At 71.8% G+C, this 21,567-nt stretch carries 17 protein-coding genes; 9 read left to right on the top strand and 8 right to left on the bottom strand.

All coding sequences use genetic code 11. The annotated features are described in order from the left end of the window. Positions 1 to 128: 128 nt before the first annotated feature. The 5 genes from C4B68_RS29365 to C4B68_RS29345 all read right to left on the bottom strand — a co-directional run bounded on the left by C4B68_RS29365 (position 129) and on the right by C4B68_RS29345 (position 6,722). A complete protein-coding gene (locus C4B68_RS29365) occupies positions 129 to 3,317 on the bottom strand; it encodes an efflux RND transporter permease subunit (RefSeq protein ID WP_099500915.1) in 3,189 nt (1,062 codons plus the stop codon). Positions 3,318 to 3,473: 156 nt separating this feature from the next. Beyond that, a complete protein-coding gene (locus C4B68_RS29360; RefSeq protein WP_099500914.1) occupies positions 3,474 to 4,157 on the bottom strand; it encodes a response regulator in 684 nt (227 codons plus the stop codon). Beyond that, positions 4,154 to 5,392, bottom strand: coding sequence for a sensor histidine kinase (locus C4B68_RS29355; RefSeq protein ID WP_099500913.1), 1,239 nt, complete (start codon positions 5,390 to 5,392; stop codon positions 4,154 to 4,156). The genes C4B68_RS29360 and C4B68_RS29355 overlap by 4 nt, the downstream gene beginning before the upstream one ends. Before the next feature lie 196 nt (positions 5,393 to 5,588). Then, complete coding sequence (pspAA, locus tag C4B68_RS29350) at positions 5,589 to 5,867, bottom strand: PspA-associated protein PspAA (protein ID WP_099500912.1); 279 nt, start codon at positions 5,865 to 5,867, stop codon at positions 5,589 to 5,591. 30 nt (positions 5,868 to 5,897) lie between these two features. Next, the gene (locus C4B68_RS29345; protein ID WP_099501164.1) at positions 5,898 to 6,722 is read right to left on the bottom strand and encodes a PspA/IM30 family protein; all 825 of its coding nucleotides are present in this window, start codon (positions 6,720 to 6,722) and stop codon (positions 5,898 to 5,900) included. 275 nt (positions 6,723 to 6,997) lie between these two features. Between C4B68_RS29345 and C4B68_RS29340 the strand changes: the two genes are divergently transcribed. The 3 genes from C4B68_RS29340 to C4B68_RS29330 all read left to right on the top strand — a co-directional run bounded on the left by C4B68_RS29340 (position 6,998) and on the right by C4B68_RS29330 (position 9,558). After that, the gene (locus C4B68_RS29340) at positions 6,998 to 7,594 is read left to right on the top strand and encodes a DUF3043 domain-containing protein (RefSeq protein WP_240634520.1); all 597 of its coding nucleotides are present in this window, start codon (positions 6,998 to 7,000) and stop codon (positions 7,592 to 7,594) included. Between the two features lie 83 nt (positions 7,595 to 7,677). Further along, positions 7,678 to 8,379, top strand: a complete 702-nt coding sequence (locus C4B68_RS29335; RefSeq protein ID WP_099500910.1) for a class I SAM-dependent methyltransferase — start codon at positions 7,678 to 7,680, stop codon at positions 8,377 to 8,379. Between the two features lie 60 nt (positions 8,380 to 8,439). Further along, the gene (locus C4B68_RS29330; RefSeq protein ID WP_099500909.1) at positions 8,440 to 9,558 is read left to right on the top strand and encodes a S1C family serine protease; all 1,119 of its coding nucleotides are present in this window, start codon (positions 8,440 to 8,442) and stop codon (positions 9,556 to 9,558) included. A 256-nt stretch (positions 9,559 to 9,814) separates the two neighbouring features. Here the strand turns inward: C4B68_RS29330 and C4B68_RS29325 are convergent, their stop codons facing one another. Beyond that, positions 9,815 to 10,027: a hypothetical protein gene (locus C4B68_RS29325; protein ID WP_099500908.1), complete on the bottom strand. Its 213-nt coding sequence runs from the start codon at positions 10,025 to 10,027 to the stop codon at positions 9,815 to 9,817. A 346-nt stretch (positions 10,028 to 10,373) separates the two neighbouring features. Between C4B68_RS29325 and C4B68_RS29320 the strand changes: the two genes are divergently transcribed. Further along, entirely contained in the window at positions 10,374 to 11,576 is a 1,203-nt protein-coding gene (locus C4B68_RS29320; RefSeq protein WP_099500907.1) for a bifunctional adenosylcobinamide kinase/adenosylcobinamide-phosphate guanylyltransferase, read from the top strand. 232 nt (positions 11,577 to 11,808) lie between these two features. On the opposite strand, the gene C4B68_RS29315 is transcribed toward C4B68_RS29320, so the two are convergent. Continuing rightward, entirely contained in the window at positions 11,809 to 12,870 is a 1,062-nt protein-coding gene (locus C4B68_RS29315) for a class I SAM-dependent methyltransferase (protein ID WP_099500906.1), read from the bottom strand. A gap of 113 nt (positions 12,871 to 12,983) precedes the next feature. Between C4B68_RS29315 and cobT the strand changes: the two genes are divergently transcribed. Beyond that, positions 12,984 to 14,057, top strand: coding sequence for a nicotinate-nucleotide--dimethylbenzimidazole phosphoribosyltransferase (gene cobT / locus C4B68_RS29310; RefSeq protein WP_099500905.1), 1,074 nt, complete (start codon positions 12,984 to 12,986; stop codon positions 14,055 to 14,057). Between the two features lie 71 nt (positions 14,058 to 14,128). Here the strand turns inward: cobT and C4B68_RS29305 are convergent, their stop codons facing one another. Beyond that, the gene (locus tag C4B68_RS29305) at positions 14,129 to 14,896 is read right to left on the bottom strand and encodes a hypothetical protein (protein WP_099500904.1); all 768 of its coding nucleotides are present in this window, start codon (positions 14,894 to 14,896) and stop codon (positions 14,129 to 14,131) included. A 90-nt stretch (positions 14,897 to 14,986) separates the two neighbouring features. Here C4B68_RS29305 and C4B68_RS29300 point away from each other — a divergent pair, with 90 nt between their 5' ends. The 4 genes from C4B68_RS29300 (at position 14,987) to sucB (ending at position 21,288) form a co-directional block, all read left to right on the top strand. Next, on the top strand, positions 14,987 to 15,769 hold the full coding sequence (locus C4B68_RS29300; protein ID WP_099500903.1) for an adenosylcobinamide-GDP ribazoletransferase: 783 nt from the start codon (positions 14,987 to 14,989) through the stop codon (positions 15,767 to 15,769). A 486-nt stretch (positions 15,770 to 16,255) separates the two neighbouring features. Beyond that, positions 16,256 to 17,776 (top strand): leucyl aminopeptidase, encoded by a 1,521-nt coding sequence (locus C4B68_RS29290; RefSeq protein WP_099500902.1) that lies wholly within the window; start codon positions 16,256 to 16,258, stop codon positions 17,774 to 17,776. A 255-nt stretch (positions 17,777 to 18,031) separates the two neighbouring features. Then, a complete protein-coding gene (gene lpdA / locus C4B68_RS29285) occupies positions 18,032 to 19,420 on the top strand; it encodes a dihydrolipoyl dehydrogenase (RefSeq protein WP_099500901.1) in 1,389 nt (462 codons plus the stop codon). Positions 19,421 to 19,512: 92 nt separating this feature from the next. After that, positions 19,513 to 21,288 carry a 2-oxoglutarate dehydrogenase, E2 component, dihydrolipoamide succinyltransferase gene (gene sucB, locus C4B68_RS29280; RefSeq protein ID WP_099500900.1) on the top strand — a complete coding sequence of 592 codons (1,776 nt, stop codon included), beginning with the start codon at positions 19,513 to 19,515 and terminating at the stop codon, positions 21,286 to 21,288. Positions 21,289 to 21,567 lie beyond the last annotated feature (279 nt).

The following is a 21,567-nucleotide window of genomic DNA, read 5'->3' as shown; positions in this document are numbered from 1 at the left end:
ACGGCGTCAAGGTTTTGGTATGGACCAATTTCGGGCGCACGGCGCGCGAGGGCTCGAACTGGCCGGAAAACGCCGGGACCCTCGTCCCGGCGCATGTGCGCAGGGACGAGGGTCCGGGTTTCGTGGTGTCAGACTCCGGCCGGCTCCGGGGACTTGTCCTCGTCGCCCGCGGACTCGTCGCCTGCGGACTCGTCGCCCTCGGACTCGTCACCCGCAGACTTGCCAGCCGCGGCGGAGGCCGCGCCGGACTTCGCCGCCCGCTTGGCCGCCTTCTTCTTCGCGCGCCGCTCCTTGCGGAGCTCCAGCATCGCGTACAGCGTCGGAACGAGCAGCAGCGTCAGCAGAGTTGACGTGATGAGACCGCCGATCACGACCACCGCGAGCGGCTGGGCGATGAAGCCGCCCTCGCCCGTGACACCGAGCGCCATCGGCAGCAGGGCGAAGATGGTCGCCAGGGCCGTCATCAGGATCGGGCGCAGACGGTGACGGCCGCCTTCGACGACCGCCTCGACAACCCCGTAGCCCTGCTTCCTGTACTGGTTGATCAGGTCGATCAGCACGATCGCGTTCGTCACCACGATGCCGATCAGCATCAGCATGCCGATCATCGCGGGGACGCCCATCGGGGTGCCCGTGGCGATCAGGAGGCCGATCGCGCCCGTGGCCGCGAACGGGATCGAGACGAGCAGGATCAGCGGCTGGGCCAGCGAGCGGAAGGTCGCGACCAGGAGCATGAAGACGATCGCGATCGCCGCCAGCATCGCCAGGCCGAGGTTCTTGAACGCGTCGTCCTGGTCCTGGGAGACACCGCCGATCTCGGCCGTGGCACCCGCCGGGAGCTTGAGCCCGTCGAGCTTGGACGTCAGCTCCGCGCTCACCGCACCCGTGTTGTCGCCGGTCGGCTTCGCCGTGATGGTGGCCGCGCGCTGCCCGTCGATGCGGGTCATGGAGACCGGGCCGTCGACCAGCTTCACCGTGGCGATGTCGGCCAGCTTCACCGAGCCGAGCCGAAGCGCCTTCAGCTGCGCCAGCGTCTCGGCCGGCTTCGCCGACTTGATGACGACGTCGCGCTCGGTGTCGTCCAGGATCGCCTTGGCGGTGGGGGTGCCCCGTACGGCCTGGGAGACGGCAGCGCCCAGCGTCTGGTCGTTGAAGCCAGCGGCGGCCGCCTTGTCGTTCGCCTTCACGGAGATGCGCGGCACGCTCTGCGCCAGGTCGCTGGTCACGTCCGTGACGTCGTCCAGGCCCGCCACCGTGTCCCGGACCTCCTCCGAGGCCGTGCGCAGCACGTCCGCGTCGGCGGCCTTCACGACCACGCTCAGGTCCTGGCTGCCGAAGCCGTCACCGGCCGCGACCGTGGTCGTGCCGATGCCGGAGAGCTTGCCGAGCCCCTCCTCGATGCTGTCCTGGACGTCCTTGGACGAGGCCGAGTCGTCCAGCATCACCGAGTACGACGCCTGGTTGGTGTCCGTACCGCCGCCGAAGGCCGCCATGAAGCCGGACGAGCCGACCGTCACCTGGTAGTCCTTGACGCCCTTCACCCCGGCGAGCATCTTCTCGATCTTCTGGGCCGCCTCGTCGGTCGCCGCCAGGCTCGTGCCCGGCTTCAACTCCTGCTTGACGGTGAGGACTTCCTGCTCGCCCTGGTCGAAGAAGTTCGTCTTCAGCAGCGGCGCCATGCCGAAGGTGCCGATGAGGACGACGACCGCGATCGCCACGCTCGTCAGACGGCGACGGGTCGCGAAGCGCAGCACGGGGACGTAGAAGCGCTGGAGCCGGCTCCTCGCCTCCTTCTCCTCCGCATTGCGGCGCGCCTCGTCGGCGTCCGCGGGGGTGTTCCTCGGTGCGCGCAGGAACCAGTACGACAGGACCGGGACGACCGTCAGCGACACCAGGAGCGAGGCCAGCAGGGCCGCCGTCACTGTCAGGCTGAACGAGCCGAACAGCTGGCCCACCATGCCGCCGACCAGACCGATCGGCAGGAAGACGGCCACCGTGGTGAGCGTCGAGGACGTCACCGCGCCCGCCACCTCGCGGACCGCCTTGAGGATCGCCTCCTGGCGCTCCTCGCCGTAGCCGAGATGGCGCTTGATGTTCTCCAGGACCACGATCGAGTCGTCGACGACCCGGCCGATGGCGATGGTCAGCGCGCCCAGCGTGAGCATGTTGAGGGACAGGTCCCTCGTCCACAGCACGATCAGGGCCAGCACGACGGACAGCGGGATGGAGACCGCGGTGACCAGGGTCGAGCGGATCGACGCCAGGAAGACCAGGATGACGAGGACCGCGAAGAGCAGGCCGAGCGCGCCCTCCGTGGTCAGGCCGTCGATGGCCTTCGACACCGCAGGTCCCTGGTCGCTGACGACGGTGACCTCCGCGCCGGAACCGAGGTCCTTGCGCAGGTCCGGCAGCTTGTCCTCGACCGCGTTCGAGATCGCGACCGCGCTGCCGTCGTGGTCCATGGTGACCATGACCGCGAGGCTCGGCTTGCCGTCCGTACGTGTGATGGAGTCGGCCGTGGCCTGCTCCTGCTCGACGTCGGCGACGGCACCGAGGCGTACGGGCTTGCTGCCCTCGGCGCCGGTGACCATCAGGTCCTCGATCTGCTTCAGCGAGGTGAAGCCGCCGCCGACCTGGACGGTGCGGTTGCCGCCGTTCTCGTCGAAGGAGCCGGCCGGGACGGTCGCGCCGCCCGCCTGCAGGGCCTCGCCGAGGGCCATGGACGTGAGGCGGGCCTTCGCCATCTTCTTGTCGTCGGGCGTGACGGTGACCTGGAGGTCCCGGACGCCGTCGACCGTCACCTGGCCGACGCCGTCGATCTCCTTCAGGTCGGGGACGACGGTCCGGTCGATCTGGTCGGCCAGGGCCTGCTGGTCCTTGTCCGAGGTGACGGCGAGGACGACCGTGGGCATGTCGTCGGTCGAACCGGCGATGACCTGCGGTTCGACGTCGTCCGGGAGCTGGACGCGGGCCCGGTTGACGGCCTGCTGGACGTCGGCGACGAGCTGCTGGGTGTCGTTGCCGTAGTCGAAGGACGCCATGATGACGGCGTTGCCCTCGCTGGCCGTGGAGGTGACACCGGTGATGCCGTCGACCGCTTCGAGGTTGTCCTCGATGGGCTCGACGACCTGCTTCTCGACCACGTCGGGAGACGCACCCTGGTACGGCGCGAGCACGGACACCATGGGCAGTTCGATGGTGGGCAGCAGCTGCTGCTTGAGCTGGGGGATCGCGATGGCCCCGAAGACGATCGCGATGATCGACATCAGCCCTATGAGGGCCCGTTGCGCGAGGCTGAACCTGGACAGCCAGGACATGGGTGGTGGATCTCTCTTCTGTGGCTCGAGCGGAACGTGGTGCGGTGTGAGCACCCCACCTCACACACTGGGCCATCAGACGAAGCCGATCCGTAGCCCCCCAGGTCCATTTCCTTACGCGGAACCTACTCCAGGCGCAGTACGCCCCGGCGGGGCTCAGTCCACCCTTGGACGGACCAGCCCTGACTCGTACGCGATGACCACCAGCTGGGCGCGGTCGCGCGCGCCGAGTTTCGCCATGGCCCGGTTGACGTGCGTCTTCACGGTCAGCGGGCTGACTTCCAGCCGCTCGGCGATCTCGTCGTTCGAGTGCCCGCCCGCGACCTGGACGAGCACCTCGCGCTCGCGCCCGGTGAGCGCGTCGAGCCGTTCGGCGCGGGCGGGATCCCGCTGCTCGTCCGAACCGTCGCCCTGCGCGAGGAACTTGGCGATCAGCCCCTTGGTGGCCGCGGGTGACAGCAGCGCCTCGCCACCGGCGGCGATCCGGATGGCGTTCAGCAGTTCCTCGGGCTCGGCGCCCTTACCGAGGAACCCGGACGCGCCCGCCCGCAGCGACTGCACCACGTACTCGTCGACCTCGAACGTCGTCAGCATGACGACCCGTACGTGGGCGAGGCCCGGGTCGGCCGTGATCAGCCGCGTGGCGGTGAGCCCGTCGGTGCCCGGCATCCGGATGTCCATGAGGACGACATCGGCGCGCTCGTCCCGCGTCAGCCGCACGGCCTCCGCGCCGTCGGACGCCTCACCCACGACCTCCATGTCAGGCTCGGAGTCGACGAGCACACGGAACGCGCTGCGCAGCAGTGCCTGGTCGTCGGCGAGCAGGACACGGATGGTCATACGGAGTCCCCCAGGGCGGGCGTACGGTTCTTGACCGGAAGGATCGCATGGACCCGGAAGCCGCCTCCGTATCGGGGACCGGCCGTGCACGTGCCGCCGAGCGCGGTCACCCGCTCCCGCATGCCGAGCAGCCCGTGCCCACCGCCCTCCTTCGGTCCACCGCCCCCCTCCGGTCCGGCGTCCTTCCCCGGCCCGTTGTCGAGGACCGTCACTTCCACATTCGGTCCTACGCGTACGACGCTGACCTCGGCCTTCGCCTCCTGGCCCGCGTGTTTCTGCACATTGGTGAGGGCTTCCTGGATGACGCGGTACGCGGCGAGGTCGACGGCGGCGGGGAGGCTGGTGCCGTGGTCGCTGCGGGCCACCTCGACCGGGAGGCCCGCGTTGCGGAAGGTGTCGGCGAGTTCGTCGAGGCGGGCGAGGCCGGGGGCGGGTTCGGTGGGGGCCTCGGGGTCGCCGGACTGGCGCAGCAGGCCGACGGTGGCGCGCAGTTCGTTGAGCGCGGAGCGGCTGGCTTCGCGTACGTGCGCGAGGGCCTCCTTGGCCTGGTCGGGCCGCTTGTCCATCACATGGGCGGCGACTCCGGCCTGCACATTGACCAGGGCGATGTGGTGGGCGACGACATCGTGCAGATCGCGGGCGATCCGCAGCCGCTCCTCGGCGACGCGGCGGCGGGCCTCTTCCTCGCGGGTGCGTTCGGCGCGCTCGGCACGCTCCCGTATGGCGTGCACAACAGCGCGCCGGCTGCGTACGGCATCACCGCCGGCGGCGGCCATGCCCGTCCAGGCGAAGATGCCGAGGTTCTCCTGGGCGTACCAGGGCAACGGGCCCGCGAGCATCGCGACCCCGGTCAGCACCGTCATGGTGAGCAGGCCGACGCGCCAGGTCGTGGGGCGGTCGGTGGCCGAGGCCACCGTGTAGAGGGCGACGACGGCGGACATCACCACCGGGGCCCTGGGGTCGCCGGTCACCAGCTCCACCAGGGAGAGGGCGCCCGTGGCCGCGAGGACCGTCCTCGGGGCGCGGCGGCGGAAGACCAGGGCCGCGGCGCCGAGCACCATCAGGGTGAGGCTGAGGGCGTTCGGGGTGCGCGCACCCCAGGTGGCGCCGTTCTCGCCGTGCGGGTCGACGAAGGAGCCGGCGACTATGCAGGCGAGGACGCCGGTGGCCAGGGCGGCGTCCAGGGCGAGGGGGTGGGCGCGCAGCCAGTGCCTCGTACGGTCTCGGGTACTCACCCGTTTACGGTACGGGGCGCTGCGCGGCTTGGAACCGGGCGGTGCGGGACCGGTACCGCCGGGTGGGTTTCGCCCCCTCCGCCCCTGCCCGTCCCGTACCTGGGGCCCGCGGCGGAGCCGCTGATGGATAAAGCGCCCCCAGACCCCCCTTGTCGCGCTTCGCGCTCGTCCTCAAACGCCGGACGGGCTGAAACTTTCAGCCGGGGATCAGACCCTCGTCGCTCAGCATCTCCCGGACCTCCTCGAGGGTGGCGTCCGGGGACGGGAGGATCAGTTCCGACGGCTCCAAGGCGGCGTCGGGAAGGGGCGTGCCGAGGCGGCGGACCTCCTCCAGGAGGGCGGTCAGGGTACGGCGGAAGCCGGACTCGTCGCCGCTCTCCATCTCGGTGAGCAGCTCGTCGTCCAGTTTGTTCAGCTCGGTGAGGTGGCCGTCGTCCAGCCTCACCTGCCCCTCCCCCATGATCCGTACGATCATGTCGCCCTCCTCAGGCGTGGGACCCGTCGGTCACTGCTTGTCGAAGCGTGGTGTGTCCTGCTGCTGGGACTGCGACTCGTCCTGCCCCGTGCCGCCCTCGATCGCCTGCTGCGGCGAGGACCCTCCCCCAGAGCCAATAGCCTGGGAGGTGCCCCCAGCCAGCTCCGCCTTCATGCGCTGCAGTTCCAGCTCTACATCCGTACCACCGGAGAGCCGGTCCAGCTCGGCCTGGATGTCGTCCTTGGCCATGCCGGACTGGTCGTCGAGGGCCCCGGAGGCGAGCAGTTCGTCGATGGCGCCGGCCCGCGCCTGGAGCTGCGCGGTCTTGTCCTCGGCACGCTGGATGGCGAGGCCGACGTCGCCCATCTCCTCGGAGATGCCGGAGAAGGCCTCCCCGATCCGGGTCTGCGCCTGGGCCGCCGTGTACGTCGCCTTGATCGTCTCCTTCCTGGTGCGGAAGGCGTCGACCTTCGCCTGGAGACGCTGGGCCGCGAGGGTGAGCTTCTCCTCTTCACCCTGGAGGGTCTGGTGCTGCGTCTCCAGGTCGGTGACCTGCTGCTGGAGCGCGGCACGGCGCGACAGCGCCTCACGGGCCAGGTCCTCGCGGCCGAGCGCGAGCGCCTTGCGGCCCTGGTCCTCCAGCTTGGTGGACTGGTTCTGGAGCTGGTTCAGCTGCAGTTCGAGGCGCTTGCGGCTGGTCGCCACGTCCGCGACACCGCGGCGCACCTTCTGGAGCAGCTCCAACTGCTTCTGGTACGAGTAATCGAGGGTCTCGCGCGGGTCCTCGGCCCGGTCAAGGGCCCTGTTCGCCTTCGCGCGGAAGATCATCCCCATACGCTTCATGACACCGCTCATGGGCTTCGCGCGCCCCCTTCTGACGGACTCCAGCTCCAGGTACTGCAACAGAACCCACGGTACGGGGTCTGCATCCATTACCGCACTGTTCGGGGACGGATGCGCTCATCCCCAAGGACGACTGCGAACGACTCCGCTCCGGCGCAGGGAGTAGGTGACCGTCGGGGTCCCCCGTGCGCAACGTCCCCTCTGTCCCATTACAGACGTACGGTGTTGCCGGATCGTTCCCCACTCGAACGTCGTCCAACCGCCAGAACCCCGTACCCTTGGGTTTTGTGTTCCGTAGCCGTGCCAAGGAAGAGAAGGCCCCCGCCGACAAGGCGCAGGTGACCGACTCCAAGCAGCCCCGTGACCCGCAGGCCCCCAAGGGCCGCCCCACGCCCAAGCGCAGTGAGGCCCAGACCCAGCGTCGCAGCGTCGCCAATACGCCGACGACGCGCAAGGAGGCGGCCAAGCGGCAGCGCGACGCGCGCCGTGAGGCGATGGACAAGCAGCGCCAGGCGCTGGCCAGTGGTGACGAGCGCTATCTGCCCGCCCGCGACAAGGGCCCGGTGCGCCGGTTCGCCCGCGACTTCGTGGACTCGCGGTTCTGCATCGCCGAGTTCTTCCTGCCGCTGGCCGTGGTCATCCTCGTGCTGAGCATGGTGCGGGTCGGGGCACTGCAGAACATCGCGCTGCTGCTGTGGCTCGTGGTGATCGCCCTGATCGTGGTCGACTCGATCGGTATCGCGATCCGCCTGAAGAAGCAGCTGAACGCGCGCTTCCCCGACCTGCCCAAGAAGGGCGCGGTCGCCTACGCGCTCATGCGCACCCTCCAGATGCGTCGCCTGAGGCTCCCGAAGCCGCAGGTCAAGCGCGGAGAGCGGCCCTGAGCACGACGTCTTTCTCCGGGGGCGCGGCGGACGCCTGGCTCAGCAAACTGGGCGGGCTGCGTGATGTCGTACGACAAAACCTGGTGGCCCGGCAGCTCGACGAGCAGATCGCCGCGCGGTTCGCGGTGGGCCGGCGGCTGCGGGTCCTCGACGTCGGGATGGGTCAGGGCACGCAGGCGCTGCGCCTGGCCCGGGCCGGGCATCAGGTGACCGGGCTCGAACAGAACGCGAAGATGCTCGCGGTGGCCCGCGCGGCGCTCGCCGCCGAGCCCGAGGGCATCCGCGGCCGCGTACGCCTCATCGAGGGCCACGGGCACGAGACGGGTGTCCACTTCCTGCCGGGCAGCTTCGACGTGGTGCTGTGCCACGGCGTCCTGATGTACGTCGAGGAGCCGGACGCGCTGCTGGCGGGCCTCGCGCGGGTGCTGGCTCCGGGCGGGCTGCTCTCGCTGCTCGTACGGAACGCGGACGCGCTGGCCATGCGGCCCGGCCTGGCCGGGGACTGGGCGTCGGCGCTGGCCGCCTTCGACACGACCGCGTACACGAGCCGGCTCGGTCTCGACGTGCGCGCCGACCGGCTCGCCACGCTGACGGCCACGCTCGCGGGGATCGGGGCGCCGCTGCACGCCTGGTACGGCGTACGGGTCTTCACGGACCTCGCGGCCGACGAGGCGCCGGTTCCGCCCGATGTGGCGAGTCTTCTGGCCGCCGAGGAGCGGGCCGGATGTACGGATCCGTATCGGCAGGTCGCGGCCTTGCTGCACCTGTGCGGCGTGCGGGGCTGAGCTACCCGTTCGGGTGAGCATCAGGCGTCGGAGCGTCACCCGGAAAGGGACACTTCGGGCATGGATGTTTCCCGTGCCTGTACCCGCGTCCGTGCCCTAGTCCGTGCCCGCGTCCGAGCCCGCACCAGCAGCCTCCGGCTCGTCGCCCCCGTCGCCGTTCTCGCCTGTACGGCCGTGTTGCTCTCCGGCTGTTCGGACTCCTCGTCGGTGTCCAGGAAGGACGGCTCGACGACGACCCAGGCGGCGGTTCCCGCGGTGGCCAATGATCTCCAGGACGACTACCTGAAGGTGATCAAGAATGTGCTGCCGTCGGTGGTGCAGATCATGGCGGCTCACGAGCTGGGGTCCGGGGTGGTGTACGACGACAAGGGACACATCGTCACCAACGCGCACGTGGTCGGGGAGGAGAAGACGTTCCAGGTCACGACCGCCAACAGCCAGGAAGAGCAGTCGGCGACGCTCGTCTACACGTACCCGGACCAGGATCTCGCCGTCATCAAGCTGGACAAGGTGCCCGAGGGGCTGAAGCCGGCGACCTTCGGGGACTCGTCGAAGGTCGAGGTCGGCCAGATCGTACTGGCCATGGGGTCGCCGCTCGGGCTGTCGTCCAGCGTGACCCAGGGCATCGTCTCGGCGACCGGGCGCACCGTCAGCGAGACCCCTGACGGCGGCGGTCCGGGCCCCACCATCGCGAACATGGTGCAGACGTCGGCGGCGATCAACCCGGGCAACAGCGGGGGCGCCCTGGTGAACCTCGACAGTCAGATCATCGGCATCCCCACGCTCGGCGCCACCGACCCCAGCCTCGGCAGCACGGCGCCCGGCATCGGTTTCGCGATCCCCGCGTCGATGGTGACGACGATCGCCGACCAGATCATCAAGGAGGGCAAGGTCACCGACTCGGGGCGGGCCGCGCTCGGCATCAGGGGCCGCACGGTCGTCGACGACCATTACCAGCCCGCGGGGGTCGCCGTGGTCGACGTGGAGGACGGCGGCGCGGCCGACAAGGCGGGGATCGGGCCCGGCGACGTCATCATCGAGATCGGCGACACCGAGATCACCACGCTCACCTCACTCTCCGAAGCACTCGCGGCCGACAAGCCCGGGGACAAAGTGTCGGTGACGTATGTGAGGGGCGGGATCGAGAAGACGGTTGAGGTGACGTTGGGTGAGATCTGACGGGGACGGGGCCTGAAGGTGGGCCGGGCCTGACGATGGACGGGCCCGACGATGGACCGGGCCCTGGCGGTGGACCGGGCCTGACGACGGGCCGGGCCTGACGACGGGCCGGGCCTGACGACGGGCCGGGCGGCAGCCGTCCACAGGCCGTGGGGACGCCGCCGGATCACCGCGGGCGTCGGACGGGTTGCCGGGGTCGGCCCCGGCAACCGGCAACTCCCGGCGGCAGGCCGCAGCCCCGGCAACCCCGACCGGCCTACTCCGGTTCGGCGTGCAGGCTCATCGGCCCGTAGATCTGCGTGCTGTCCTCGAAGAGGAACACCTGGTCGGCGCCGCCCTCCAGCAGGTCCTTCCACACCTCGCCGATCCAGGACTCGGCGTCCCCCTGCGTGGTGAACTCCTCGGGCTGCACCGCGGGTTGGACCTCTGTCCCGTCGGACTTCTCGAACCGCCACGTCCATGCCGCCATGTACGCCTCCAAGGTATGAGCACACTTCGCAGCGGAAGCCGGACAAGGTCCGGCTCCAGCCCGAAGCGTCTCTGATTGACTTAGTGATCCTGAGCGTTGCACAGGAATGCGAGCCAATCGCCTTCGTACCCTGGTGCTGAACGGCCGATGCCGTCAGCCCGCGTGGCACGTCCCTCCGGACGCTGGTCGATCAAGTCTCACGACCTCACCGAGGTGGGTGCCCGACGTCGCCTGGGCGCCGGGCGTGCGCGTAGCACCCTGCCACAGGATCGCTACGTTTCGCTAATCCGACTGTTGAGCCTGGCCGGACGCGCAAGACCTCGGCCGACGCGGAAAAATCAACGTCGTGGAACTTACTCTGCTCGGCACCGGTGCCCCCGAGGGCCTGCCCCGCCCCGGCTGTCCCTGCGCGGCCTGCGCGACCGCGCTCGGCGAGAACGCGCGGGCGGCCACCTCGCTGCTCGTGGACGGCACGCTGCTGCTCGACCTCACGCCCGGCGCGGCGTTCGCGGCCGCCCGCGCCGGGCGCTCGCTGGGCGGCGTACGGCAGGTGCTGCTCTCGCATCCGCACGACGGGCCCGCGGTCGAGGTGCCGGCCGGGCTGCCGCAGCCCGGGCGGGTGCCCGACGGGCGGGAGTTGGCGCTGCTGACCGGGCACCGGGTGCGGGCGGTGCCGCTGGACGCGCCCGGCACGGGGTACGCGGTGACCGGGCCCGGCGGGCAGCGGCTGCTCTATCTGCCGCCGGGCACGGCGCCCGCCGGACTCGACGTGAACGGTGACCACCCGTACGCCATGGTCCTCGTCGACGTCGTCGGACGGCCGGACGGCCTGGCGAAGCTGCGCGCGGCCGGGGCCGTCGGCCCGACGACGGACGTGATCGCCGTGCACCTCGACCACGAGGTGCCGCCGGGGCCCGAACTGCGGCGGCGGCTCGCGGCGGCGGGCGCGCGGGTGGTACCGGACGGGACGACGCTGGACGTGGGCGTCTACGAGGACGTACCGGATGTGCCGCGCCGCACGCTCGTGCTCGGCGGCGCGCGTTCGGGCAAGTCGGTGGAGGCGGAGCGGCGGCTCGAGGCGTTCCCCGACGTCCTGTACGTCGCGACGGGCGGCACCCGGAACGGGGACGCCGAGTGGGCGTCGCGGGTCCGTCTGCACCGTGAGCGGCGCCCCGGTTCCTGGCGCACCACCGAGACCTGCGACCTCGTGCCCCTCCTGGAGGAGGACGGCCCGCCGCTGCTGATCGACTGCCTGTCGCTGTGGCTGACGGACGCGATGGACTCCGTGAACGCCTGGGACGACACGGAGTGGGCCGCCGGCGGCGAACGCGCGCTGCGCGCCCGCGTCGAGGAACTGACCTCCGCCGTCCGCAACACTCGTCGCACCCTCGTCGCCGTCTCCAACGAGGTCGGCTCCGGCATCGTCCCCGCCACCGCGTCCGGTCGCCGCTACCGCGACGAACTCGGCCGCCTGAACGCGGCGTTCGCGGACGAGTGCGAGCACGTGCTGCTGGTGGTGGGCGGGCAGGCGCTGGTGTTGCGGGGGTGAGGGGGGCGCCGCGGAGCGGCGGGGCCGGGGGCCGCGGAGCGGCCAAAAAGGCCGGGCGGGTGGGAAAACGCCGCGGAGCGGCGGGGGAAGGCCCGCGGAGCGGCGGGGGAAGGCCCGCGGAGCGGCGGGGGAAGGCCCGCGGAGCGGGCAAGGGCGGGGCCGCGGAGCGGGCAAGGGCGGGGAGGAAGGCCCGCGGAGCGGGCGGGAACCGGGCCGCGGAGCGGCGTAAGGCTCACCGCCGCGCGACGATCCGGTACGCGTTCGAAAAGCGCGTACGGCGGAGGAGCGGGGCGAGGGCATGGTCCAAGCCCGCGGCCGAGGCGAGGAGCGGCACGGACGCCCGGCTCAGGGCGGTGTGCAGCGTGCGCCGGCGGGCAGTCGCCGGGGCCGCGCACCAGGGCGCGTCGAGGTCGGGCAGAACGCGCCCGATAGCCAGCGCGAGGGCGCCCACAAGGTCGTACGGGATGTGCGGTTCGCGGCGGTCGGTCGCGACGATCTCGCAGCCGAGCGACTCCAGTTCGTCCAGCAGGTTGGGCAGCGGCATGAGGTGGAGGTGGCGCGGCTGGCCGTACGACACCCACCACTTGCCCAACAGCACGCCGAACGCGCAGTCGGGGTCGGGTACTTCGACGAGGAGGTGCCCGCCGGGCCGTAGGACCACCAGGGCGGCGCGCAGCTCATCGCGCGGGTCGGGGCTGTGCTCCAGATGGTGGAACATGCTGACGACGTCGTAGCGGGCGCGCAGCCGCGCGGTGATCCGCGGGTCGGTGAGCCGGCCGCGGTGTGCCTCCTCGACCCGCCCGGCCGCCCGCGCCTCCTCGACGCGCCGGGTGGGGTCGAGCCCGTCGAAGGCCGTGTACGGGTGGACGTCCCTGGCGGCGGCCGGGAAGTGCCCGTGCCCGGTGCCGACGTCGAGCCAGCTCTCCGGCTCCCCGTACGGCAGCATCGCGCGGGCGGCGACCCGGTGGCGGCCTCGGCTGCCTCGGACGCCGAGGAGCCGCTCGACGAGGCCTTCGTGAACGCCTCCGCGCAGGTCCCGCTGGTAGAAGGCCAGGCCCTCCGCCGTGAGCCGGGGGTTCTGGAAGGCGTGGGCGCAGTCCCCGCACTCGTCGACGGTGAACGTGCCGGGCTTGCCCTGCACCAGGTCCGGCGTACGCAACCGGGTGCGCAGCCACAGCGAGCCGCACCAGGGGCAGTCCGCCCGGCGCGGTTCGTGGAACCGGTCGGTGCCCTGGGCGAGTTCGGCCGCGTAGGCGGCGCGGCGTTCGGCGATCGACTGCGGGGCGGGGGTCATGGGCACTCCTGAGCCGTACGACAATCCGACACAAAAGGTACGTATCTCTGGGCTATCCGGGGTGCAATGACGTGGCACGGCCGTGTTCGATCGCTGCCGGTACTGTTCGGCGAATGAGCTCGCTTAATCTCGACGACTTCACCGATCTGATCGAGCGCCCCGACGGAGGGGTGCGCCGGGACGCCGAGGCGCGCCGGGAGCGCCAGATCGTGCCGCCCGGGTCACTGGGCCGCCTCGACGACCTCGGCGAGTGGCTGGCGGCGGCGCAGTCCGCGGTGCCGGTGCGGCCGATCGAGCACCCGCGTGTGGTGCTGTTCGCGGGCGACCACGGGGTCGCCGAACTCGGCGTGTCGGCGCGGCCCGCGGGCAGCGCCGGCCAGTTGGTGCGGGCCGTCCTGGAGGGCGCCTCCCCGGCGGCGATTCTCGCCCGGCGCCTCGGCGTGCCGGTGCGCGTCGTCGACATGGCGCTGGACTGCGCGCCGGAGGAGCTGCCCGACGAGGTCGTACGGCACCGGGTGCGGCGCGGTTCGGGACGTATCGACGTCGAGGACGCGCTGACCCTGGAGGAGGCGGAGGCCGCGTTCCGCGTGGGTGTCGCGGTCGCGGACGAAGAGGCGGACTCCGGTACCGATCTGGTGGTGCTCGGCGATGTCAGCGTCGGCGGAACCACGGCGGCCGCGGTGCTGGTCGCCGCGCTGTGCGGGACCGACGCGTCCGTCGTCACCGGGCGTGGCGGGCGGGCCATCGACGACCTCGCGTGGATGCGCAAGTGCGCCGCCGTACGGGACGCCTTGCGGCGGGCCCGGCCCGTGCTCGGGGATCAGCTGCAACTGCTGGCGACGGTCGGCGGGGCCGATCTCGCGGCGATGACCGGGTTCCTGTTGCAGTGCGCGGTACGGAAGACGCCCGTCATCCTCGACGGGGTGGTCTCGGCCGCGTGCGCCCTCGTCGGGCAGCGGGTCGCCTTCCGGGCGCCGGACTGGTGGCTGGCCGGGCAGAGCAGCGGGGAACCGGCTCAGGCGAAGGCGCTGGACCGGATGGCCCTCGAACCGCTCCTCGACCACGGGGTGACGGTCGGCGAGGGTGCGGGGGCTCTGCTGGCCCTCCCCCTGGTCCAGGCGGCGGCCGCCCTCGCCGCGGACCTGCCGGAGGCACCGGCCGACGAGCCCTCCGGCCAGGAGGAGTAGGCGGGAGGGCATATCCGCCTGGACGGCTTCGCCCTCGAACGGCGGCCGGGCCAAAGCGTCTCGGAGGTACGTCACCGCCGCTGGGGCAGGGACCGGGCGAGCTCGTCGTCCGGTTTGCCGCCGATCCAGTCCTGAAACCTGCGGCTGGGGCCCGCCCAGCGGCGGTCGTGGCGGTAGGCGCGCAGGCTCGACCTGGCCCGGGCGCGCGGGCGCCGGCGGTAGAAGCGCTTGGCCCAGGGCGAGCCGGGCCGGGCCAGCCGGATCGCGCCGATCAGCGCGAGGAACGGAACGATCACCCCGAAGACCGCCGTGAGCGCCTTGCCTTTGCTCAGGGCGAGCAGCGCCAGGAGGAAGTTCGCGGCGACGGTGAGGATCACGGTGCCGCGATCCTGCAGTTCCTGATCGCTGAGGTCGTTCACGCCGAACGGCGAGAAGCCGCCGAGGACAAGGCCGACGAGGGCCGCCGTGACCACCACGACCTCGACGCTCCGGCGGCCCGCCTCCGTCCAGTAGACATCGTCGAGGTGCAGGATCAGCGCGAACTCGTCGAGCACCAGACCGACGCCGATCCCGAACAGCACGGCGCTGAGCGCCGCTCCGAACCCGTACCGGCCGCTGCCCACCGCCCCGAAGCCGCCGATCACGGTCAGGACGACCCCGGGGACGACGTGGTGGATGTGCAGGCCGCCGGCCTTCACGTTGCCGAAAGGGCCCTTGCCCGCGCGGATGAGCCGGACGACGACGCGTGTGATCACGAAGGTCAGCACGAAGGACGCGAGAGCCAGCAGCAGCGGCAGCTTTCCCGGCTCGACGATGTTCCGGTACAACCATTGCCCCATATGCGAACTTTATCCGCGGCCGCCGTCCACGCTCGCCCTTTGTCCATGGCCGCCGTCCGCACTCGTCCTACGGACGGATAACCTGCGCCGGTGTCCAAGACCCCCCTCCCCGACGGCCTCCGCTTCGCCTTCGGCACCCTCACCGTGCTCCCCGTGAAGGTGACCCGCTGGGACCGCGCAGCCGCGCGCGGCGGGATGCTGTGCGCGCCCGTGGCCGGGCTCGTGGTCGGGGCGGGCGCGGCCCTCGTGGGCGTGGCGCTGCTCGCGATGGGCGCGGGCCCGCTGCTCGCGGCCGTGGCCACCGCCGCCGTACCGGCCGCGCTCACCCGGGGCCTGCACCTCGACGGCCTCGCCGACACCGCGGACGGCCTCGGCAGCGGCAAGCCCGCCGAGGACGCGCTGCGGATCATGAAGCAGTCGGACATCGGCCCGTTCGGTGTGATCACCCTGCTGTTCGTCCTGCTCGCCCAGGTGGCCGCGCTCTTCCAGGCGTACGACACCTCGTGGGCCCGGGGTGCGTTCGCGGCCCTCGTCTCGGCGACCGCCGCCCGCCTCGCCCTCACCCTGGCCGCCCGCGCCGGGGTGCCGCCGGCCCGCCCCGAAGGTCTGGGCGCGGCGGTCGCGGGGACGGTGCCGGTGCGCGGCGCGCTGCTGGTGGCGGCGGCCGTCGTCGGCGCGGCGGCGGGCGGGGGCGCGCTCGTCGGGACGTACGACATGGTGCGCGGCGCGGTGGCCGTCGTCGCCGCCTGCGCCGTCGCCGAACTGCTGCTGCGCCACTGCACGCGCCGCTTCGGCGGGGTCACGGGCGACGTGTTCGGCGGCCTCGCGGAGACGGCGGCGACGACGGCGCTCGTGGTCCTCTCCCTGGGCTGAAGCGCTCGTCGCCGAAACGATCGCCGCAGAACAAACGTGCTCTCCCGCAGCCGCCGTTCCCTGTCCGGCACGGCGGTCACCTGGCCTCGGGCTCAGGTGAAGGTCAGGGAACACGACGCCACCGCGCGGTGAACACGCGCGGGCATGAGCGAAACGCGGCCCCGAGCGTAGGCTCGTCCCGGGTACTTACCTAGGCGGCCTCACGGACGCTTACCCCTGTAGGGACCGCCCCCGCAGGCCGGATCTAAGCGGCGCCGGGGAAGTGCGGGTGCGTTCCCGCGTCGTTCGGTGCGTGCTCTCGGCGTGCCGGGCGAAGGTCCTCGTAGCGGAGCTACTTGGGCCTTCGCCCGGTGCGGCGAGAGTGCGTGCCGGGCGGCGTGGGTGCGTGCCTGAACTTCCTCGGGGTCGCTTAGGGTCAGCCGTCGGGCCCGGTCGACCCACCCCATTCGGCCACAGCGACTTCAACGGAAGCGAGATTTCACCACCGTGACTGCTCTCACTCTCAGCACCGCCGCAGCGTCCGGTCTGCGGGCCGACGCGATCGTCGTCGGTGTCGCGAAGGGCCCCAAGGGCCCGGTCGTCGCACCGGGCGCGGAGGCCGTGGACAAGGCGTACGACAGCGGGCTCGCCGGAATCCTGGAAACCCTCGGCGCCTCCGGGGCCGAGGGCGAGGTGACGAAGCTGCCCGCACCGTCCGGTTTCAAGGCCCCCGTTGTCGTGGCCGTCGGCCTGGGAGCGGTCCCGGAGGAGGACGACACGTTCGACGCCGAGGCGCTGCGCCGCGCGGCCGGTGTCGCGGCCCGCGCGCTCGCGGGTGCCAAGAAGGCCGCCTTCGCCCTGCCGATCGCCGACGCCGCCGACGCCGGTGCCGTCGCCGAGGGCGCGTCCCTGGGCGCGTACTCCTTCGACGCCTACAAGGAGAACGGCAAGGACGCCAAGAACGGCAAGGCCCCGCTCGGCGAGGTCGTGCTGCTCGGCGGCAAGCCCCGCGACGCGGCGTACAAGGCGGCCATCGAGCGCGCCACCGCCGTGACCGAGGAGCTCAACCGCGCCCGCGACCTCATCAACACCCCGCCGAACGACCTCAACCCGGAGTCCTTCGCCGCCGTCGCCACCGCGGCCGGCAAGGAGCACGGCATCAAGGTGCAGGTGCTCGACGAGAAGGCCCTCGAGAAGGGCGGCTACGGCGGCATCCTCGGCGTCGGCGCCGGCTCGGCCGCCGGTCCCCGCCTGGTGAAGCTGTCGTACACCTCCCCGAAGGCCAAGAAGCACCTCGCCTTCGTCGGCAAGGGCATCACCTACGACTCGGGCGGCATCTCGCTGAAGCCCGCCGGGCACAACGAGACGATGAAGTGCGACATGAGCGGCGCGGCGGCGGTCTTCGCCGCCGTGGTCGCCGCCGCGCGCCTCGGCCTGGAGGTCAACGTCACCGGCTGGCTCGCGCTGGCCGAGAACATGCCCTCCGGTTCCGCGACGCGCCCAGGTGACGTGCTGCGCATGTACAGCGGCAAGACCGTCGAGGTCCTCAACACAGACGCCGAGGGCCGGCTGGTCCTCGGCGACGCGCTGTGGAAGGCGTCGGAGGAGAAGCCGGACGCGATCGTCGACGTGGCGACGCTGACCGGCGCGATGGTGCTGGCGCTCGGCCACCGCCACTTCGGCGTCATGGCCAACAACGACGCGTTCCGCACCGCGATCGTCGAGGCCGCGGAGGAGGTCGGCGAGCCTTCCTGGCCGATGCCGCTGCCCGAGCACCTGCGCAAGGGCATGGACTCCCCCACCGCCGACATCGCCAACATGGGCGAGCGCATGGGCGGCGGCCTGGTCGCCGGTCTGTTCCTGAAGGAGTTCGTCGGCGAGGGCATCACCTGGGCCCACCTCGACATCGCCGGCCCGGCCTACAACGAGACCGGCCCGTTCGGCTACACCCCCAAGGGCGGCACGGGGTCGGCGGTCCGCACCCTTGTCCGGCTCGCCGAGCTGACGGCGGCGGGTGACCTGGGCTGACGCCCACGCGTTCCGCGCAGAACGGCCCCGGGCGTCCACCGCCCGGGGCCGTTCTGTCCGTCGTCGCGTCCATCGTCACACGGACAGTGCGACGTCTCACACACCGGCCCGGCGTCTCGAACGCCCCCGACAAGTGCAAAGATGGGTTCTCGGCAGGACAGGGCCCCCACCACAGGGCCGAAGAAGAGCGGCCGGACACCAGCCGCCGACCGGTCACCGCAGACCGGCGTGGCGCACATGCATGGAGGACGTGACGTGGCGAACGACGCCAGCACCGTTTTCGACCTAGTGATCCTCGGCGGCGGTAGCGGCGGTTACGCCGCGGCGCTGCGCGGAGCGCAGCTGGGCCTGGACGTCGCCCTGATCGAGAAGGACAAGGTCGGCGGTACCTGCCTGCACCGTGGGTGCATCCCCACCAAGGCCCTGCTGCACGCGGGCGAGGTCGCCGACCAGGCCCGCGAGAGCGAGCAGTTCGGTGTCACGGCCACCTTCGAGGGCATCGACATCCCGGCCGTCCACAAGTACAAGGACGGCGTCATCTCGGGCCTGTACAAGGGCCTGCAGGGTCTCATCGCGTCCCGCAAGGTGACGTACATCGAGGGTGAGGGCCGGCTGTCCTCCCCCACCTCCGTCGACGTGAACGGCCAGCGCATCCAGGGCCGCCACGTACTGCTGGCGACCGGCTCCGTGCCGAAGTCGCTGCCCGGCCTGGAGATCGACGGCAACCGCATCATCTCCTCGGACCATGCGCTGGTCCTGGACCGCGTCCCGCAGTCCGCGATCGTCCTCGGCGGCGGCGTCATCGGCGTCGAGTTCGCCTCGGCGTGGAAGTCCTTCGGCACCGACGTGACGGTGATCGAGGGCCTCAAGCACCTCGTCCCGGTCGAGGACGAGAACTCCTCCAAGCTTCTTGAGCGCGCGTTCCGCAAGCGCGGCATCAAGTTCAACCTGGGCACCTTCTTCTCGAAGGCCGAGTACACCCAGAACGGTGTCAAGGTCACCCTCGCCGACGGCAAGGAGTTCGAGGCCGAGGTGCTGCTCGTCGCCGTCGGCCGCGGCCCGGTCTCCGCCGGTCTCGGCTACGAGGAGCAGGGCGTCGCGATGGACCGCGGCTACGTCCTGGTCGACGAGTACATGCGCACGAACGTACCCACCATCTCCGCCGTCGGTGACCTGGTCCCGACGCTCCAGCTCGCGCACGTCGGCTTCGCCGAGGGCATCCTGGTGGCGGAGCGTCTGGCCGGTCTGAAGACCGTTCCGATCGACTACGACGGCGTGCCCCGGGTGACGTACTGCCACCCCGAGGTCGCCTCCGTGGGCATCACCGAGGCCAAGGCCAAGGAGATCTACGGCGCGGACAAGGTCGTCGCTCTGAAGTACAACCTCGCGGGCAACGGCAAGAGCAAGATCCTGAACACCGCGGGCGAGATCAAGCTCGTCCAGGTCAAGGACGGCGCCGTGGTCGGCGTCCACATGGTCGGTGACCGTATGGGCGAGCAGGTCGGCGAGGCCCAGCTGATCTACAACTGGGAGGCGCTGCCCGCCGAGGTCGCCCAGCTCATCCACGCCCACCCGACGCAGAGCGAGGCGCTCGGCGAGGCCCACCTGGCCCTCGCGGGCAAGCCGCTGCACTCGCACGACTGATCCAGCCCCCGGCTGGCTTCAGTCACCGCGTCGCACCTGGGCGCGACGACGACCACAGACTTCCGCACCATTTGTAAGGAGCAACAGAAACCATGGCGGTTTCCGTATCCCTTCCGGCGCTCGGTGAGAGCGTCACCGAGGGCACTGTCACTCGCTGGCTGAAGGCCGAGGGCGAGCGCGTCGAGGCCGACGAGCCGCTGCTCGAGGTGTCGACCGACAAGGTCGACACCGAGATCCCCTCCCCCGCCGCCGGCATCCTGGCGTCCATCAAGGTCGCCGAGGACGAGACCGTCGAGGTCGGCGCCGAGCTCGCCGTCATCGACGACGGCACGGGCGCGCCCGCTGCCGCCCCGGCCCCCGCCGCCGAGACCGTGGCCGCTCCGGCTGCCCCGGCCCCGGCCGCTCCGGCCCCGGTCGCCGCGGCCCCCGCGGCTCCGGCCGCCCCCGCCCCGGCCCCCGCTGCCGCCGCCCCGGCCGGTGGCGCCGCCGGTACCGACGTCGTCCTGCCCGCGCTGGGCGAGTCGGTCACCGAGGGCACCGTCACCCGCTGGCTGAAGGAGGTGGGCGAGGAGGTCGCGGAGGACGAGCCGCTGCTCGAGGTCTCCACGGACAAGGTCGACACCGAGATCCCGTCGCCGGCCGCCGGCGTCCTGCTGGAGATCGTCGTCGGCGAGGACGAGACCGCGGAGGTCGGCGCCAAACTGGCCGTCATCGGCGCCCCGGGTGCCGCTCCGGCCGCCGCCGCGCCCGCGGCTCCGGCTGCTCCGGCCCCGGCGCCCGCCGCCCCGGCCGCGCCTGCCGCTCCGGCCCCGGCCCCCGTTGCTCCGGCTCCGGCCGCCCCTGCGGCCCCGGTCGCCCCCGCCGCTCCGGCTCCCGCGCCGGCCGCGCCCGCCCCGGTCACCCCGGCTCCGGCGCCCGCCGCCGCGCAGCCCACCGACGAGGGCGCGTACGTGACCCCGCTGGTGCGCAAGCTCGCCGCGGACCACGGCGTCGACCTGGCCACCGTCAAGGGCACCGGCGTCGGCGGCCGTATCCGCAAGCAGGACGTCCTCGCCGCCGCCGAGGCAGCGAAGGCCGCCGCTCCGGCTCCGGCCGCCGCCGTTCCGGCCGCCGCCGCGCGGAAGACCCCGGTCCTCGAGGTCTCCCCGCTGCGTGGCCAGACCGTCAAGATGCCGCGCATCCGCAAGGTCATCGGCGACAACATGGTCAAGGCCCTGCACGAGCAGGCCCAGCTGTCCTCGGTCGTCGAGGTCGACGTGACCCGCCTGATGCGCCTGCGCGCCCAGGCCAAGGACTCGTTCGCCGCGCGCGAGGGCGTCAAGCTCTCCCCGATGCCGTTCTTCGTGAAGGCGGCGGCCCAGGCGCTGAAGGCCCACCCGGTCGTCAACGCCCGGATCAACGTGGACGAGGGCACGATCAGCTACTTCGACACCGAGAACATCGGTATCGCGGTGGACTCCGAGAAGGGCCTGATGACCCCGGTCATCAAGCACGCGGGCGACCTGAACATCGCCGGTATCGCCAAGGCCACCGCCGAGCTCGCGGGCAAGGTCCGGGCGAACAAGATCACCCCGGACGAGCTGTCCGGCGCGACCTTCACCATCTCCAACACCGGCTCGCGCGGTGCGCTCTTCGACACGATCATCGTGCCGCCGAACCAGGTCGCGATCCTGGGCATCGGCGCCACGGTCAAGCGCCCGGCCGTCATCGAGACGGAGGAGGGCACGGTCATCGGCGTCCGCGACATGACGTACCTGACCCTCTCCTACGACCACCGTCTGGTGGACGGCGCCGACGCGGCCCGCTACCTGACCGCGGTCAAGGCGATCCTGGAGGCGGGCGAGTTCGAGGTCGAGCTCGGCCTGTAGCCCGTACCCGCTTCACACACCGCCCCCGTCCGGAACTCCGGGCGGGGGTGGTGTGTTTCCGGGCCTGTGGTCTCGTGCGGCTTGTGCCACCCACGGGATGGGGATCTCCGTCTGCTGCGCGGTCGTCAAGTGCCGTGTGCGGTACGCCTTCAGGACGTCGTACCACTCCGTGCGGGACGCGCGGGTTCTCGGGTGACACGGACGTGACGCGTCCGGGCACCACCCGGTACGGGTCTTTGCCGACGCGGCCGCCCTGGGGGCGTGTAAGTCTCGTCTCAC

The sequence above is a fragment of the Streptomyces dengpaensis genome, assembly GCF_002946835.1.
GTDB classification, from domain to species: domain Bacteria; phylum Actinomycetota; class Actinomycetes; order Streptomycetales; family Streptomycetaceae; genus Streptomyces; species Streptomyces dengpaensis.
The sequence above is the reverse complement of the archived record's forward strand: the minus strand, read 5'-3'. Positions and strand labels throughout refer to the sequence as shown.